The sequence below is a fragment of the Lentibacillus populi genome (genome assembly GCA_014642895.1).
Classification (GTDB): Bacteria; Bacillota; Bacilli; order Bacillales; family Amphibacillaceae; genus Lentibacillus_C; species Lentibacillus_C populi.
Map to the genome: position 1 here is coordinate 35,997 of BMJD01000022.1, position 16,390 is coordinate 52,386.

The window sequence follows — 16,390 nt, forward strand, 5'->3', positions numbered from 1 at the left end:
AGCAAATTATCTTCCTTAAGACCGCACAAATTGGACTAACACAGCACATTAAACTGTTGGATTCGATTCAGTGTACTGAAAAAGGCATGTTTATATAACGAACTACTGGTTAATTTGAATGTTATGTATCGACCGGATTGAACCATTTTTCCGGCAATTTTTATGAAACGTGTGCGAATCGTTTGGATTTGATTCTTCTTCTGGTGTTGTGGCATGCAAAGACGCTTTCCTTGTCCAAATGCTGATTGAACCGGGAGATGGTAGGCTCGGAGGTAATGCCCAATAGTCTTGTTATAACGGGTTCATTGAAGGTTATAGAGTGTTGTTATGAATAATTTAGGTACATCCTTGTTTGCAATAAAAACATCCCATTATGAAAATAAGATAATGGATGTTATATGCTGACAAAATTGTTAAAACGATGCAAAGGTCATTCCATACAAATGATCACTTGACACAAAAAAAAGATAACCCCGAATCAATGATCGAGGTCATCTTTTAGCTACTTAACTTTTTATAACTGTCCACTTTTAGGGTAAGTTCAAAGTAGTAACTGGATTTCTAAATTAATTTAATTGATTATGGGAAATCAATCGGTGAATGTGAACAGCAAGATAAGTCAGTTCTTCATTGGGAATACTTTTGCCATGCACCTGATTAATATACTCTTTAATTTTAAAAGCTCCATTCATAGCCTCTGGATATAAGCTTGCAATTTGCTCAAATAGAATATTATCTTTTTCTTCGAGCATGTTATCTGCAAAGTATCTCTCTACAAAGAATTTAACATGAGTAATAAAGCGGGAATAATGAATATTTTTCTTATCCATATTAATATTTAACGTGTAACGAACTAAGTTCACAATACTACCTATCATTTTGGCATGCTTTATTCCATCTTTAGATTCCTTTTCTACACTTTGCGCATTAATAAGATGGAATGCAATGTTAGCCGCTTCCTCCTTTGGAAGCTCAATATCAAACTTTTTGTTCATTAAGTCAACAGCGTATGTCCCAACCTCGAATTCATCCGGATAATAACTTTTAATTTCCCAATACACCCTGTTTGTAATATTAATATTCTTTTTAAATCTTTCGACGGCAAAGCTTAAATGATCCATTAAGGTAAAAAAGATACCCGAATTCAGCTTAGCATGAAGTTTCTTTTCAGCATGGCTGACAATTTGTTGTGTTATTTCTATATATACCGAAGGAATAGAATCCAACAAACTAAGAAATTCCTTCGCTTTAATATTATCTACGGGCATAAACATTTGGTCTGCTTGATGTTCTTGTATTGTATTTCCAGGTTTTTGACCAAAACCAATCCCTTTACCAAAAAGAATGAATTCATGTTTATTGTCATCCTCTACTAATACTACGCTTGTATTAAGGACTTTTTTTATTTTAATCATACTGATCACCTTTCTATCGAAGGGAAGAGTTATATTAATCTAAATCCTCTCCATTACTTTCTATTACCTTCTTATACCAATAAAAGGAATCCTTTCGACGCCGATTTAACGTCCCATTGCCTTCATCATCTTGGTCAACATAGATGAATCCATATCGCTTAGACATTTGCGAGGTTCCAGCACTAATTAAATCAATTGGTCCCCAACTAGTATAACCAAAAAGATCAACACCGTCTTCTACGGCTTCCTTCATTTGTTTGAAGTGTTCCCTAAAATAGTTGATTCTATAGTCGTCATGGATCGATCCATCTTCTTCTACTTTATCCACTGCACCCATACCATTTTCTACAATGATTAGAGGTTTTTTATAGCGGTCATATAACTCGATTAAAGATATTTTAAGTCCAACTGGATCAATTTGCCAACCCCATTCAGTGGAAGGCAAGTGTGGATTTTTAACACCCATAATCGTGTTTCCAGCGGTTTTTTCTAACCCATCCTCTGCTGATTCTGTTAACGACATATAATAACTAAATGAAACAAAATCAACAGTATGATTACGTAAGATTTCTCGATCATTCGGCTCCATTTTGATTTGAATATTATTTCTCTCAAACATTCTTTCAATCATAACAGGGTACTCCCCAAAAACCTGAACATCCGCATAGAAATAGTTGTGAAGGTTTTTCTTCAAAGTAATTTCCACATCATTTGGATTACACGTATATGGATACGTTGTAAGCTTGGTTAGCATACAACCAACCTGACTACCTTCAATGATTCTATGACAATTAGCTGTAACTAGGGCAGATGCCACAAATTGATGATGCAGGGCCTGATAGATAGTTTCATCTTCCTTACCTTCCGGGCAACGATCCGGGATAATACCAGCTGTAGTAAACGAATGGCGGTTGATGCTATCGATTTCGTTAAAGGTTAGCCAGTATTTAACTAAATCCTTGTATCGATGAAAACAAACATTACAGAATAGTACGAAATCATCGATCACCTTTCGTTCAACCCATCCATTATACTTCAGACTTAATTCAAGTGGCATTTCATAATGAGAAAGCGTTACGATTGGTTCAATTCCTAGTCGTTTCATTTCTGTAAATAGATTTTCATAGAACTGTAACCCCTTCTCGTTTGGTTCAAGCTCTTCACCTGTTGGAAAAATCCTGCTCCAGGCAATCGATATACGTAATACCTTGAATCCCATCTCTGCAAAAAGTGCTAAATCTTCTTTATAACGGTGGTAAAAGTCAATCCCCCTACGTTTTGGATAGACCTTATCATCCTTATCCTTACGTGCTTTTTCAATAAAATCAGATGAGATCGCCATATGGCCTTCATAATCATCCAAACTTAAATTAGATCGATACGTAGCCATATCTGCAACAGACAAACCTTTCCCGTCAATATTCCATGCGCCTTCTACTTGATTAGCGGCAAGCGCACCGCCCCATAAAAAATTCTTCGGAAATCCTTTTTTTGTCATCCTTTATTCTCCTAACTCAGTTACGACCATCAGTGTATCCTCGTTGTCTACATGCTCTTTTTGATTCGTAACCTTTATGTGATATTTGTCTTTATTTGTTACAACTCCAACAGTTACAGGGTCAAAGCCTTCTTCCACAATCTTCTTGACATCAAACTTTAACAATAGATCGCCAGCCTTTACCTCATCCCCAACCTTTACTTGTGGTTCAAAATATTTTCCACCTAGTTGAACAGTATCAAGGCCCACATGGAACAATACCTCGGCTCCATTTTTCGTTTCCATTCCTAGAGCATGATTCGTATCAAAAACCATTTTAATGGTTCCATCAACAGGTGCATATAGTTCTCCTTTGGATGGAATAACAGCAATTCCATCTCCCATTACTTTGGTAGAAAATACATCATCTTTCACTTCAGATAATGGAATCACTTGCCCAACAACAGGACTTTTGAATTCCTTGTCAGTATCTATCGAATTCATAAATGCTTCTTGTTCCTTATCTTCCTTTTTTTCTTTAACTAAAATAAATGCAGCAATAAATGAAACGATAAAGGAAATTACTAACCCGATGATGGCATAGATAATATTTCTTGGTAGCTCTTCAGAAATGAACATAGACATACTTGCCAACCCAGGACCGACTATAACAAACGCTTCTAGCCCAATAATACCTACAAAAGTACCTCCGACAAACGCTCCAATTACAACACTTGTCAAAACTTTTTTATTTTGTAGTGTGACACCATATAATGCAGGTTCCGTAATCCCAAACAGAGCGGATATACCTGCTGAAATTGCGGTAGATTTCAAAAATTTATCCTTCGTACGAATCGCTACCGCAAAACACGCGCCACTTTCAGCTATATTGTGCGCAAGTGAAGCTGGTAAATAAAGAATTTCCTTCCCAGTTGCTGAATAGGATGATAAAGCATATGGAATCATGGCTTTATGCATTCCAGTTGCGACCATAAACGGAAGTACCGCTGCTAATATGGCTACTGCTATCCAGCCCACACTATCGAACACAGCTAAAATGACTTTAGCGAAACCTTCCCCAAGTGTATAACCAAATGGTCCCAACAATAGTAAAGAGATAGGAACTGTTATAACTAATGCCATCATTGGGACAAAGAAAATCCGAATCGCTTTTGGTGAAATCTTCGTAAAGAATTTTTCTAGTTGTGAATATAAAAGAACGGTGAGTATAGCTGGGAACACCTGATACGCATATTCTATATTTTGAAGACCAAACCCAAACAATTTAGCTCCTTCACTAAGCATGTCTACCATCTTTGGAAGTAGTAGAGCACTTACTGCAGAAAGCGCGACCAATGAATTTACTTTTAGTTTATTAGCAGTAGTAACCGCAACTAATAATGGAAGAAAGAATAGCGGTGCATCCCCGATTAAGTTTAAAATTTGATAAGTTTGACCTTCTTTATCAATCAACCCTATTACAGAAAGAAGTAATAAGAGTGACTTTAATACCCCACCTCCAGCAATAGCTGGAACTAATGGTTGAAATACCCCGACTAAAAAATCTAGTAATATGCTACCAATTTTTTGCTTTTGCTTCGGTTTATTAGAAGGTCCTTCACTTCCTGCTGGGGGATCGCCCATTAATTTCTTTACTTCATCATAAACTTCTACAACTTCATTTCCTATTACTACTTGGCACTGAGCCTGCATTTTGACTGCTAAAACTCCGGGAACCTTTTGTAGCTTCTCAACATCGGCTTTGCTATTATCGATTAAGGAAAATCTTAATCTTGTAGAACAATGCTCAAAATACGAAACATTTTCTTTGCCACCGACATATTTGAGAACTTCTATAGCGACGTGTTTGTATTCCATGTCCATTCTCCTTTTCATCTCACACAATTGACAAAGGTAATTAGGTCAATAAAAAAAGGATCTAAAACGACAAACATTAAACATTTGTCGTCTAGATCCTGCCTGCATTACCAGTCACATGTCTATTTTTATTATTTGATTTGATTTAATTATATAACACAGTTTTGAAAGCGTCAACACCTTTTGGGATTGAACTTTTGCGATGTCCTTATTTTTTCGTTGAATCACACTATTTTCTGATACTAAACACTATATTATTTAATTTGTCAAGTTCGGACTACTTTCTCGCCACAGCGCAAAATAATCCATTTGCATCTTAATCATAACTCTCGAATTTTTTCTTCTCTAACTAATCGTTTTTCTCCCCTAATACACTAATATTATAGCCTTCGGAAATCATTATTGCCAAACACTAATTTATTTCTTGCCACCCCTCTTATACACCGAGTTCTCTACAAAATCTTGTGCCGTTTCCTCCGATAATACACTTAACGGTATACTCGATGCTTTTGATAAAACCACCATCTTACATGCCAATTCCAATGTTTCAATTCTCATCTTTGCCTCCTCAAAACTATCATCAAAAACAATAACTCCATGGTTTTTCAAAAAAATCACATTAGCTTCTTCACCTGCTCTAGCCACACCTTTTCCTAATTCCGTACTACCCGGGTGAAAATAGTCGACATAACTAATAGCTTGCAGGTAATACATGGACTCTATAAATAACTTCGAATCAATTTTTTGTTCTGAACATGCGATAAGAGTTGACCAAAAGGGCGATGCATGTATAATTACATTTGCATCGGATCTGCTCAAGTATATGGATCGATGCATCGGAATTTCTTTTGAAGGCCATTTTGTTCCTTCCCATTTTTGCGAATCTATATTTACACGAACAAAATCATCTTCAGTTAAATCACCCATATTCGTTCCTGAACCAGTCATAATCATGCTGTCTTCAGAATAGCGGGCACTCATATTTCCAGAATTGCCCCATGCTAACCTCCTTTGCTGCAAATAATTCCCCGTATCAATTAACTTTGATATTAAATTCATTTCTTTATTCCCTTCCATCTTAATTTATAATTTTTTCTTCGCTTCCCTGATGAACTTTTGAAAAATAATCAACTTGACCTAACTGTCCCCCTTTTAATGCTATCTCCAATCCATTAAACCTTTTATTATTGGAGTAACTTCTACAAAGTGGCGCACCTGGTGCCATACGAGCGATCATTTCTAATGCATAAATACCCATTTCTAATGTTGAATAGCTAGAAGTGTCACCTCCAGCAATAGTTATACGTTTTAATGAAGTTCTTTCTACAGTTTCCTTAATTAGTCTTCCGAGTTTTTCCCCAAGTAATTGGCCACTTTTTGAAGTTTCCTCTCCGATTGAAGTTAAGTATTCCCTAGTTTCAGCAATGGAAGAATCTTCGGGGCCAAGTGCGGAATAAATGATTAAATTCTTACCCTCGTTTATTGTATTGACAACATTTTTCACAAGTTTATTTAAATAATCTATGGACACCTCAGTATTGATTAATTTAACCGGTGAAATTTTCAAACCAGCAAATCCATTTTTTAAACCGTGTTTAATTTGCTCAGATGTAATTGGTGAACAGCTACCCGAAACCACTAATACCTGTTCTTTTTTGATTGATTCCTCATTGGGATGCCTTTCCTTCACCTTTTCATGAACATTCCAATAATTTGAGAGTGCATATTCCACTCCGGAAGAACCTATGACAAATAAATTATCCTTTCTTGATTCCTCACATATTAAACTCCCGATTTTTGTTAAATGATGATCGGTTAATACATCGAACATAATCCCCGATGGCTTTTCCTCTTCAATTATTTCATTTATTGACGATCTGATTTCTGCAGCGCTTTCATTCAATGAGTTAACGTTTATTAAAGATAAGTGTTTGGTTGTTTGTTTGTTCAAGTGTTTTAATAAATCAGCTTCTTGCATTGGCGTAATCGGATGCCTGGACATAACAGGATGTTCATCTAGACGGAAAATTTTATTCTCTACCTTTGCAAAATGGTTACCAAATACTGTATAACGGTTTAAAGGAGGGGCTCCCGCAATGATTGGAACATAAGGTTGAGCATTGTTTATTTCCAGAATCATCTCCAGCACTTTCCCGATACTTCCTACCTCTGGTGCGGAATCAAAGGTAGAGCATATCTTATAGTGATTTACAGGAGTTCCAAGCTCTTTTATTTTTTCCAATATTGGCTTTAACTCCATTTCCATTTGCTCAGGATTCATTGTTCGACTAACCCCTGCCACCCCTATGCATTGCACTTCAGGAAATCTTTCATCAAGCATCTTTTTAGTGGGTGGCTCTAAAAATAAAACAGTTTTAAAACCACTATTTGTTAATGCTTCCATCGCATCAGTTGATCCAGTAAAGTCATCCCCATAAAAACTTAATAGTCTTCCTTTTGGCTTCATAAACTTCTCTCTCCTTTTGGAGTGTGATATATATTCTTTATATTGAAGACACTTTATTTTTAGTTACATTAATATCTTCTTTATCATGTAGCCTTTTTGAAGTATGCAAAATATGATCAATAGCATGCACCAACATGATTAATCCCGAAACCGGAATAACAGAATAAACATACCCCATTGAAATCCCTGACTGTAGACTAATCGTATCCAGATTAAATACAGCTAATTCTGTTCCATAATATATAAACAATGCGAACAAAATTAGTGCTATAACATCTTGTAACACACTAAAATAAATGGCCGCTTGACCTTTTAATTTGTTTACGATAAAATCCATTCCCATATGCTCTTTTCTTTTATAGGCAATAGCTGAGCCAAAGAAAGTGAGCCATACCAGTGTAAATCTTGATATTTCCTCTAATGACTCAAATGAGGAATTAAAAAAGTTTCTTCCAAAGATCATAATGACAAGGCTGACCGTCATAATCACTGTAATAAGAATCAATAGTAGTACGGAAAGTTTATCTAGGCTTTTACTAATTCTTGAAATGACCATAATTATTTTCACCTCAATCCTTTATGAATTCACTAAGTTTGGAATTAATGTAATAATCTGCGGGAATATCACCATTAAAATGATACATAACAACAAAACTAAAACAAAGGGAACCAAATCTCGCATTAAATCATCAAATCTTAGGTTTGCAATACCCGCTGCAACGTAAGTACATAATCCAACAGGAGGAGTCAACAACCCTATTCCTAATGTGGCAATAAGAATTACACTAGCATGAATAGGATCTAGTCCCGTTGTAACGATAACCGGTGCTATAACAGGAACAGTCATTATAATCGCTGCATTAGCATCTAAAAACATACCTAAGAAGAGAAATAATATAATAAACATTAACATTAATAGAAAAGGTGACAGATTCATATCAATTACAAAGCTGGCTAAATTACTTGGAACATCATTTATGGTTAACAGATAAGAAAATGCTGCAGCACTAATGATAATAAGCATTACAGTCGCAGTCATTTTACCGGAATTAAGAATAATTTCTTTCAAATGCTTTATCTTCAATTCCTTATAAATGAAAAACCCGAGAAACATAGAATAAAGCATTGCTAATACAGCTGCTTCAGTAGGTGTTGCAAAGCCTGTAATAATACCTACAATAATTATTACAGGTGTTACCAAAGCCAAGATGCCATCCTTGCCTTTTACGAAAACATTTTTAAATGAAAATGGAATAGAGGATTTGTACCCCCTTTTTACTGAAATAACTGTAGATGTCACCAATAGAGCAACACCAACTAAAATCCCAGCCCCTACTCCCGCTAAAAATAAATCTGCCACAGAAAGTCCTGCAGTAAATCCCCATAAAATCATTGGTATACTCGGGGGTATAATAATACCAATAGGAGAAGATGCTGCTGTTATGGCTGCTGAATATTTGGAACTGTATCCCTGCCTAACCATGGCGGGCACCAAAATAGTCCCCGTCGCAGAAGTGTCCGCAACAGCAGAGCCGGAAACACCTCCAAAAAACATACTGGCGACAACGTTTGTTGCGGAAAGCCCACCAGGTAAAAATCCAACCATTGCATCTGCAAAATCGACTAACCGTCTTGTCACTCCCCCTTTTTCCATTATATTTCCAGCTAAAATGAAGAAAGGTATAGCTAAGAGAAGCCAAGAGTTAGCTCCTGAAAACATCTTAGAGAATATAGGAGTAAGTGTCCCCGGATCAATAACGAGTAAAGATAATATAGAAGCACCCGCCAGTCCAAATGCGACGGGTACACCAACCAGTAAAAATATAAGGAACGATAGGAATAAAACTAAAGCAGAAGTCATTTTGGGATCACCTTTTTTCTTTTGGAAACTTCAATTCCCGCTAGCTCTTCATACAGCGTGATAATTGCTGAATTATCTTTTTGGCCATTACCTTTGGTCTGCAATGTTTTGAACAATTCATGTATAAGTGAAGTTGCATATAAAGGCACATGGAGCTCCTTGCCCACTTCCAAAGCTAATGTAATGTCTTTTGTATGAAGATCTATGGTAAACCCTGGCTCAAAATTTCTATCTAAAATAACTGGCATCCTATCTTCCAAGGCCCAACATCTACCTGATCCATTCAAGATGACATCACGCATGATTTCCGGATCTACCCCACCTTTAACCCCTAAGGTAAATCCTTCTGACATACTGACAAGATTTACTGCTGACATCAGTTGATTAACAATTTTAACCGTCTGACCCGATCCCGTTTCCCCACAGTGAATAATTTTTTCACCCATAATTTTGAGTAACCCCAATGCCTCATCAAAAATTTCTTTTTTCGCCCCTACCATAAATGTTAACGAACCATTAACTGCACCAATTTGCCCACCACTTACAGGAGCATCCATAAAATCAATTTCCCTTTTATCTAGTTCATTTCCAATTTCTTTCGTAACCGTGGAAGAAATACTGCTCATATCAATAATTAAAGAGCCTTGGTCTAAAGCTCCTCCTAATCCGCCCTTTCCAAGAATTGTTTCCTTTACATGGGGGCTATTCGGTAACATTAAAAGTACAATATCAACTTGTTTGGCCAGATCTTCCTTTGAGGAAGCTACGATAACATTTTCTTGAAACGGAAGCTTTGCCGCCTGCTCTATATTAATATCAAACACTACTAACCTTTTACCTGCTTTAAGCAAATTGCTAGCCATAGGAAAGCCCATTACTCCTAAACCGATAAAACCAATTGTATTTTCATTTCTCATAACGTATAATCTCCTTATAGTGTCATTTACCTAGCCATCTGAACACTATTGTCGGATATAGTCTTTTGTTCAGATGGCTAGGTATTTTATCAAATTACTTTCTTAACTCCATTATTCGGCTGCTGGGTCAAATTGAATTAAATCTGTCTCTTCATCATAATTGCGATACATATTGGCATTTTTGACTTCATTAATGACAAGATCCACTGTTGTTAAGACAGGCGTTTTTCCTTTGACCATATGTCCACCGAAAACCTTCCCTTCTTTATCGCACATTGTTGCATGAAAATGTGTATCATAGTCTCCCTCTCGCTGACAAACGACGCCAGTACCATTTAAAAATTCTACGGGGCCATCAGCTACAAAAAGCTCTCCATATCCTGCACCTACTACTGATTTCTCTTGCGGGACTAAATACATATAGGCTGCTTCCTGAAAGCTCCCGAAGCAATTTGCAATAGATGCATATGTGATATCATTTTCTTTACAAATCTCTTCAATACCAGTAATCAAATCCGTCCCAGGCAACAATCTTCCTGCAACCGTTTTACCAATTTCTCCTGTTGCATATTGAATTCTAGTTTCACTCTTCATTTAAAACATCCTTTCAATAAACTGTTTACATATAAAATTATAGTTATTCAGCTGCTGCTTGAACATCTTCCAAAAATTGAACAAATTCTTTGCCATAATCCTTTTCATATTCTGGATACGCTTTATCAACTACAATTTTCTTAAAAGCTTCTCTATCAATCTCATCTCTTTGAACAATATCCATTTTTCCTTCTAATTCTTTTAATATCTCCTCATTTTGTTCGGCTGCTTCCTCTGACCATAGTTCTGCGGTTTCCTGTGCGGCCTCATTCAATGCGGTCTGCTGCTCCTCTGATAATTTCTTCCATACATTATCACTTAAGGCCAAAATATTAGGGGTATAAGCAAAATCCATAACTGTCATATAATCTTGCACCTCATAAAACCGCTGACCTTCAATATGCATCAAAGGATTATGCTGACCATTTACTACTCCTCTATCCAATGCCACATATAGTTCTGAAAATGAGAGGGGGATTGGGTTGGCCCCTATTGTCTTTAATGCCACACTATATGTTGGAACCTCAGGACTTCTTATTTTTAGTCCTTTCATATCTTCGGGCTTTTTAATTGGTTTCTTGGAGTTCGTAATTTGTCTAAATCCATGCTCCCATATAGAAAGGGCTTTCAATCCTGCTTTTGATTCAAGTTTATCCAGTACCCCTCGACCAATTTCACCGTTATTCACTTTCAACGCATGCTCCTTATCCTCAAATAGAAATGGTACCTCAAACGCTTCCATCACATTATAGCTGGAGGCAAACAAGCCCGCTGAAATAATCCCGCCATCGATTGTCCCCATCTGAATACCCTCAACCAATTCCCTTTCGTCTCCTAGTTGCGATGAGTTATAAATTTTAATGTCTACAGAACCACCTGTTTTTTCTTTGACTAATTTAGTGAATATATCTGCAGCTCCCTGTTGCGGACTGACCGGTGCACCGACATGTCCGATGCTAATTTCAACTTTTCCTCCAGCCCCCGCTTCCTCACTTGAGTTACCACAACCAGATACAATAAGAACAGTAAAGACAACCAAACACAACGCTATTTTTTTCAAAATTTTATTCCCTCCTTTCAATAATTTCATTACCTTGTTGATTCTAGTTATATATCACCTCCTTAATTAGTAACGATTGAAGCGCTTTTAGACATCTACATGGAAAGCGCATTCATATTTAGCTGACTCGATTCATCTAATCTTTCTTATTTAATTCAATTCTGTGAAATAGTCTTTGTTCTCCCAATGCTAAATGGGATTCCATATATTTTACTGCTTGATCTACATCTTGTTTGATAATTGATCCTAATATCAATTCATGTTCGTTTATTGAATTTTCCACATTGGTCGGATCTTCTAGTACATTTTCAAACCACTCTTCCAGAGACATTCTAATAAGATCTAATAAATTGTATATCATCTTATTATCGCTGGCTTTGGCAATAGTCATATGAAACATTAAATCATTTTTCTTATTCCTGTTTGCTTTAAGATCTTTCTTCATAGCATTTATCCAGGATTCCATTTCCGATATTTCTTTTTCTGTTCTGTTTAAAGCTGCCTTCTTGACAGTTTCTAATTCTAAAATCTTTCTCAACTCAACCAATTCATTAAAAGGTACCGGATCTAAATACAATCCCCACTGTAATTGTTGTTTAATATCATCCGAATCCACTTTACGTACAAATGTACCTTCTCCTAATCTGGCCTCTAATAATCCCATGGAGGTCATACTTTTAATTGCCTCGCGAATAGTAGATCTTCCGACACCAAATTGTTCCGCTAAGTTCCTTTCAGGGGGTATCTTATCTCCGATTTCAAGTTCACCTTTTTTTATCATTTTCGTAAATTGATTAATAATCATTTCACATATTGAATCTCTTTGAGGTATCTTTTCAAACAATGGCTCCATAACCTTCTCCCTATATTGGTATTACGTCTAATGGTCTGACCATTAACTGCGCACTATCCCCATACTCCACCTCCTCTGTGGTCGCTAATTCTTCACTTCTTCTAATTAGTTAATTCTTTCCGCTTCCTTTTTCCATATTCAAACACACAATTTGTGTGTTTGAATATATATTAATCACAATGCCCAGAAATGTCAACACATTTTGTGTGTTTTTATATTAATCACCTCTTTTTGTGTTAATTTTTACGAAATGAGAGGTGTTGACGATGAAAGACTTTGGATTGCGCCTAGAAAATTTACGTGAAAAACATGGTTACTCAAAAGTTGATGTGAGCTTAAAACTTGGATTTACAGCTAATGTTTACGGCTCTTATGAAAGAGAAGATAGAAGACCTACATTGGAGACCATTATAAAACTTGCTGACCTTTACGGTGTTTCATTAGATTACCTGATCCGCGGTAGAGAATATGAACCGCATAAAATTCACCAACCAGAATATAAAAAAATGCAAGAACTGCTGAATATCATTACAGAAAAAGGAATTCACAAACCACACTTTTTACAAGTGGAAAATTGGTCTGTATTGGATAAAGAGGATATTTGGGAAATTGATAATCATTTTGAATGGGTTGTACATAAGGCTAAGTTCAGGAAGTAGGAAAAGTGAACATCGCTAAAATAAAATCTGCCATTTTTAATTAGCTGGCAGATTTTTGACGTTTAAGAACTGTGAATTAAGGAAATATGTAATTGTCAAATTAAAATAAACACTTTTTGCTAATAATTCTAATAAGTCAATTGCAAAGACGAATCATCCTATGACAGAAATCCCACAGGAATACCCACCCTCCTAACTTATTGTGGGGAATTTCAGCTTATAAATTCTAATTAAAACCTACAAAATCTACCAGCATTGTAAATACTGGCAGATTTTTTATCTTATCAAATTTATTTTAAAAACACTAACACTTCCAAACCATTCATATTAAGTTCAATCCTGGTTTTATTTACATTAAGTTAATGGAAATATTACATTCTGGTTTAGGTTATAAAACTTTAAGCTGGGGGCAGATCGTAGTTTAAGATCACCCAAGAATAGAAAACCCCGGAAAATTTCTCCGGGATTTTGCACCTCTTTCCTTAACATGAATGAACAGCGATCGATTCCTGTGTCATAAATAATGTAGCGTTTATATCAATATAAAGATATTCTGGCTTTATATACCTTTTTACATCATTTGCTATCGCCTTAGCTACCTTTGAACTTATCTTTTTATAATAGAAATGAACTATTTTCGCGGATTGTATTACGAATATTTGATATATGTTTCATTATCTCTTTTTTTACTGATTCTTCATCTCGAGACTTTAAAGCTGCTAGTATATTTTTATGTTCATGAAAAGAGTTTTGATTCCTTCCAGGGACAAGTAATGTTCTAATTTGGTACCTTGATAATTGTGTCTTAATTACCTTTATCATATCTACCGCTTGTTTATTCTGAGAAGCTTCGTAAATAATACCATGAAACACTTTATTTAATTTCGAATACTCATCATACCGGTTGTTTTGTAAGTGATCTTCCATCTTTTTCAATGTTTCCGACATTTCTTCCAATTGCAGCTCCGTCATATTTGCGGTTGCCCTGCTTGCTACCAACCCTTCCAAAACCTCTCTAATCTCAAAATAATTTATTACTTCATCAAGCGTATAAGATTTTACGTTTGCACCTATATTGTCTTTAATCTCCACCAATTGTTCTTGCTGCAGTTTAAATAATGCTTTTTTTACCGTGTTCCGACTAACCCCAATGCTACTAGAAAGATCGATTTCATTAAGTTTTTGAGCGGGTTGAAAGGTACCATCTAATATTTTTTGTTTTATAAATTGATATGCAATATCCACTGGCCTTGTCATTTTCTTACCTCATTTATTTATTTTGTTTAACAATTTAATTATACATTATTTTCTATTTTAGTTAAATCAACATCATATACTATATTCCGTTAAATTCAGCTCAATCACCCATCAATTTTTTTATGGTAACCAAAGGGGAAAATATCTAGGATATAGGAATAGAAGTAAGACAATAATCGATACGGCTAAAATACATTAATTAACAGAAGGGTAGCAAAGGGCTGGAAGTCTATGATGTTGCCGTTTCAACAAACATCTGCGGAACTTGCTCATAAGCCAAAACCGTGCCAACTATTCCAGACATACCATTAATATGTAACCACTTCCGTAGAAGCCGCCGTAAATGAACGATCATACACTCTCTTTCCATTTGCAGAACCATAACGCGACTTTGTAGTCAGGGTTTTCCGGTCGAGGCTCTCAAACCATATTCCTTTTGTCTTCTCTCCATCTTATAAAAATCATAAATTATTCGGTTTTAAAAAACCTATTATTCCTCCCAATACAATAAATCCTGTAAAATAGAATACACTTCCTATTCCAAATAAAGCAGATACTCCTCCTACTGAAACAGGTGTTAATACCTGTGTTAATCTATTAATTGTTAACCTTAATCCTAATCCCTCACCTATTTGATTACTAGGTAAATATTCTACAGTTGAAGCAATTGAGAGTGGTTGCCCAATACCTAGTCCAATACCTAAGACAAAAGATAAACCAATCAATATTAATTGTGAACTAAATAACGGATGTAATAAAAGAACAATTCCAGATAAAAGAATTGATATATTAATAATCATTCTTCGTTGTAAGTAACTTAGCATGAAAGGTAACAGTAATCTAATCAAGATACCTGCCGCAGCATTTAAAGATATGATGAATCCAATAATAAAGTTACTAATCCCGTATTCTCTGGCTAATAAAGGAAAAAAGGCAGTGTACGTATCCTTAGCAACTAAAATTAGAGCACTCATTAAAAAAGCATATTGCAGTGACTTAAATTTAAACAAATGAAATATGCTATAGTTATTTTCTTTAATTGATTCTTTTCCACTATACACATAGTGATCGTCGATACGTTTTACTAACGGTATTATCATTATTAATAGAACTCCGCCACTCATTAAAGCTATTGGGTAACCATAAAAGTCTGATATAAAACCGCCAAATAATGGACCTAAAAAACTTCCTAGCGCAACACTAATACTAAAAATGTTTATAAAATATTCTCTTAAATCCTTTTCACTAAATCCCCCTGTGAAAGATTGCATAGCGACTACAAATACTATTTGGGCTAGTCCAGCAGAGATTTGCGAAATAAATACCCCATATAAATTATTAATAAAAAAAGGGATTATTAAGGAAATGCCCCCCATTAGTAAGCCTAATTTAAGGAATCTTTTACTCCCAATCTCATCTACAATCTTTCCTATTTTCACTGATACGAATAATGGCAAGAATGAAAATAGAGCAACAATTAAACCGATTAGAATATTAGAAGCTCCCAAATTATCCGCATATAAAGGAATGAGTGGGCGACTTCCTGCTATACTAAACATAAAAGTTGAAGTTAATAAAACTATTAGAGTTCTTGTTTTTCTTTTGTTCACTCTATCCCCCCTATCAGAAGTAGACACAATAATGTATAGATGCACTAGGAAATATCTACGGATTTCGCTCAAATTAGGTCAGCTTTTTCACATAGAATATACCGCATAGAATGTATATTAATACCTAGGTGACTTAATATGAACTTCTGTGGACATGCATTCCTCCAAGAAGTCAGCAGTTTAAAGTATTGACTTGCCAAACAGGCTAGCATGCCCACTTTTTATATCAAGCCACACAACACGCATTTTATACAATTTGCACATCTGAAATAAATTAATAATTACTATCTAGAATAAAGTGAAAGTTTTCAACAATAATTAAGACAAAAACTTGTTTTTTTG

General features: G+C 35.5%; 15 protein-coding genes. 1 reads left to right on the top strand and 14 read right to left on the bottom strand.

The genetic code is table 11. The annotated features are described in order from the left end of the window. Positions 1–35: 35 nt before the first annotated feature. The 12 genes from IEX12_RS23865 to IEX12_RS13565 form a co-directional block, all read right to left on the bottom strand. On the bottom strand, positions 36–215 hold the full coding sequence (locus IEX12_RS23865) for a transposase (protein ID WP_155555199.1): 180 nt from the start codon (positions 213–215) through the stop codon (positions 36–38). A 351-nt stretch (positions 216–566) separates the two neighbouring features. Further along, complete coding sequence (locus IEX12_RS13515; RefSeq protein WP_155555200.1) at positions 567–1,415, bottom strand: PRD domain-containing protein; 849 nt, start codon at positions 1,413–1,415, stop codon at positions 567–569. 34 nt (positions 1,416–1,449) lie between these two features. Next, complete coding sequence (locus IEX12_RS13520; protein ID WP_155555201.1) at positions 1,450–2,913, bottom strand: glycoside hydrolase family 1 protein; 1,464 nt, start codon at positions 2,911–2,913, stop codon at positions 1,450–1,452. Positions 2,914–2,916: 3 nt separating this feature from the next. Beyond that, positions 2,917–4,770: a beta-glucoside-specific PTS transporter subunit IIABC gene (locus IEX12_RS13525; RefSeq protein ID WP_155555202.1), complete on the bottom strand. Its 1,854-nt coding sequence runs from the start codon at positions 4,768–4,770 to the stop codon at positions 2,917–2,919. Between the two features lie 417 nt (positions 4,771–5,187). Continuing rightward, positions 5,188–5,829 carry a class II aldolase/adducin family protein gene (locus tag IEX12_RS13530; protein ID WP_155555203.1) on the bottom strand — a complete coding sequence of 214 codons (642 nt, stop codon included), beginning with the start codon at positions 5,827–5,829 and terminating at the stop codon, positions 5,188–5,190. Positions 5,830–5,848: 19 nt separating this feature from the next. Continuing rightward, positions 5,849–7,237: a four-carbon acid sugar kinase family protein gene (locus IEX12_RS13535; RefSeq protein ID WP_188725358.1), complete on the bottom strand. Its 1,389-nt coding sequence runs from the start codon at positions 7,235–7,237 to the stop codon at positions 5,849–5,851. Positions 7,238–7,274: 37 nt separating this feature from the next. Beyond that, positions 7,275–7,793, bottom strand: coding sequence for a TRAP transporter small permease (locus tag IEX12_RS13540; protein ID WP_155555205.1), 519 nt, complete (start codon positions 7,791–7,793; stop codon positions 7,275–7,277). A gap of 21 nt (positions 7,794–7,814) precedes the next feature. Then, on the bottom strand, positions 7,815–9,098 hold the full coding sequence (locus IEX12_RS13545) for a TRAP transporter large permease (protein ID WP_188725359.1): 1,284 nt from the start codon (positions 9,096–9,098) through the stop codon (positions 7,815–7,817). Beyond that, complete coding sequence (locus IEX12_RS13550; protein WP_188725360.1) at positions 9,095–10,015, bottom strand: NAD(P)-dependent oxidoreductase; 921 nt, start codon at positions 10,013–10,015, stop codon at positions 9,095–9,097. Before IEX12_RS13550 ends, IEX12_RS13545 begins: the two co-directional genes overlap by 4 nt. 111 nt (positions 10,016–10,126) lie before the next feature. After that, the gene (locus IEX12_RS13555; protein ID WP_188725361.1) at positions 10,127–10,609 is read right to left on the bottom strand and encodes a PPC domain-containing DNA-binding protein; all 483 of its coding nucleotides are present in this window, start codon (positions 10,607–10,609) and stop codon (positions 10,127–10,129) included. A gap of 43 nt (positions 10,610–10,652) precedes the next feature. Beyond that, complete coding sequence (locus tag IEX12_RS13560; RefSeq protein ID WP_188725362.1) at positions 10,653–11,669, bottom strand: TRAP transporter substrate-binding protein; 1,017 nt, start codon at positions 11,667–11,669, stop codon at positions 10,653–10,655. 136 nt (positions 11,670–11,805) lie between these two features. Continuing rightward, positions 11,806–12,522, bottom strand: a complete 717-nt coding sequence (locus tag IEX12_RS13565) for a FadR/GntR family transcriptional regulator (protein ID WP_155555633.1) — start codon at positions 12,520–12,522, stop codon at positions 11,806–11,808. Between the two features lie 266 nt (positions 12,523–12,788). On the opposite strand from IEX12_RS13565, the gene IEX12_RS13570 reads away from it, so the two are divergent. Beyond that, the gene (locus IEX12_RS13570) at positions 12,789–13,181 is read left to right on the top strand and encodes a helix-turn-helix domain-containing protein (protein WP_188725363.1); all 393 of its coding nucleotides are present in this window, start codon (positions 12,789–12,791) and stop codon (positions 13,179–13,181) included. A gap of 615 nt (positions 13,182–13,796) precedes the next feature. Here the strand turns inward: IEX12_RS13570 and IEX12_RS13575 are convergent. After that, the gene (locus tag IEX12_RS13575) at positions 13,797–14,438 is read right to left on the bottom strand and encodes a GntR family transcriptional regulator (RefSeq protein WP_188725364.1); all 642 of its coding nucleotides are present in this window, start codon (positions 14,436–14,438) and stop codon (positions 13,797–13,799) included. A gap of 461 nt (positions 14,439–14,899) precedes the next feature. Then, positions 14,900–16,048 (bottom strand): MFS transporter, encoded by a 1,149-nt coding sequence (locus tag IEX12_RS13580; protein ID WP_188725365.1) that lies wholly within the window; start codon positions 16,046–16,048, stop codon positions 14,900–14,902. Positions 16,049–16,390 lie beyond the last annotated feature (342 nt).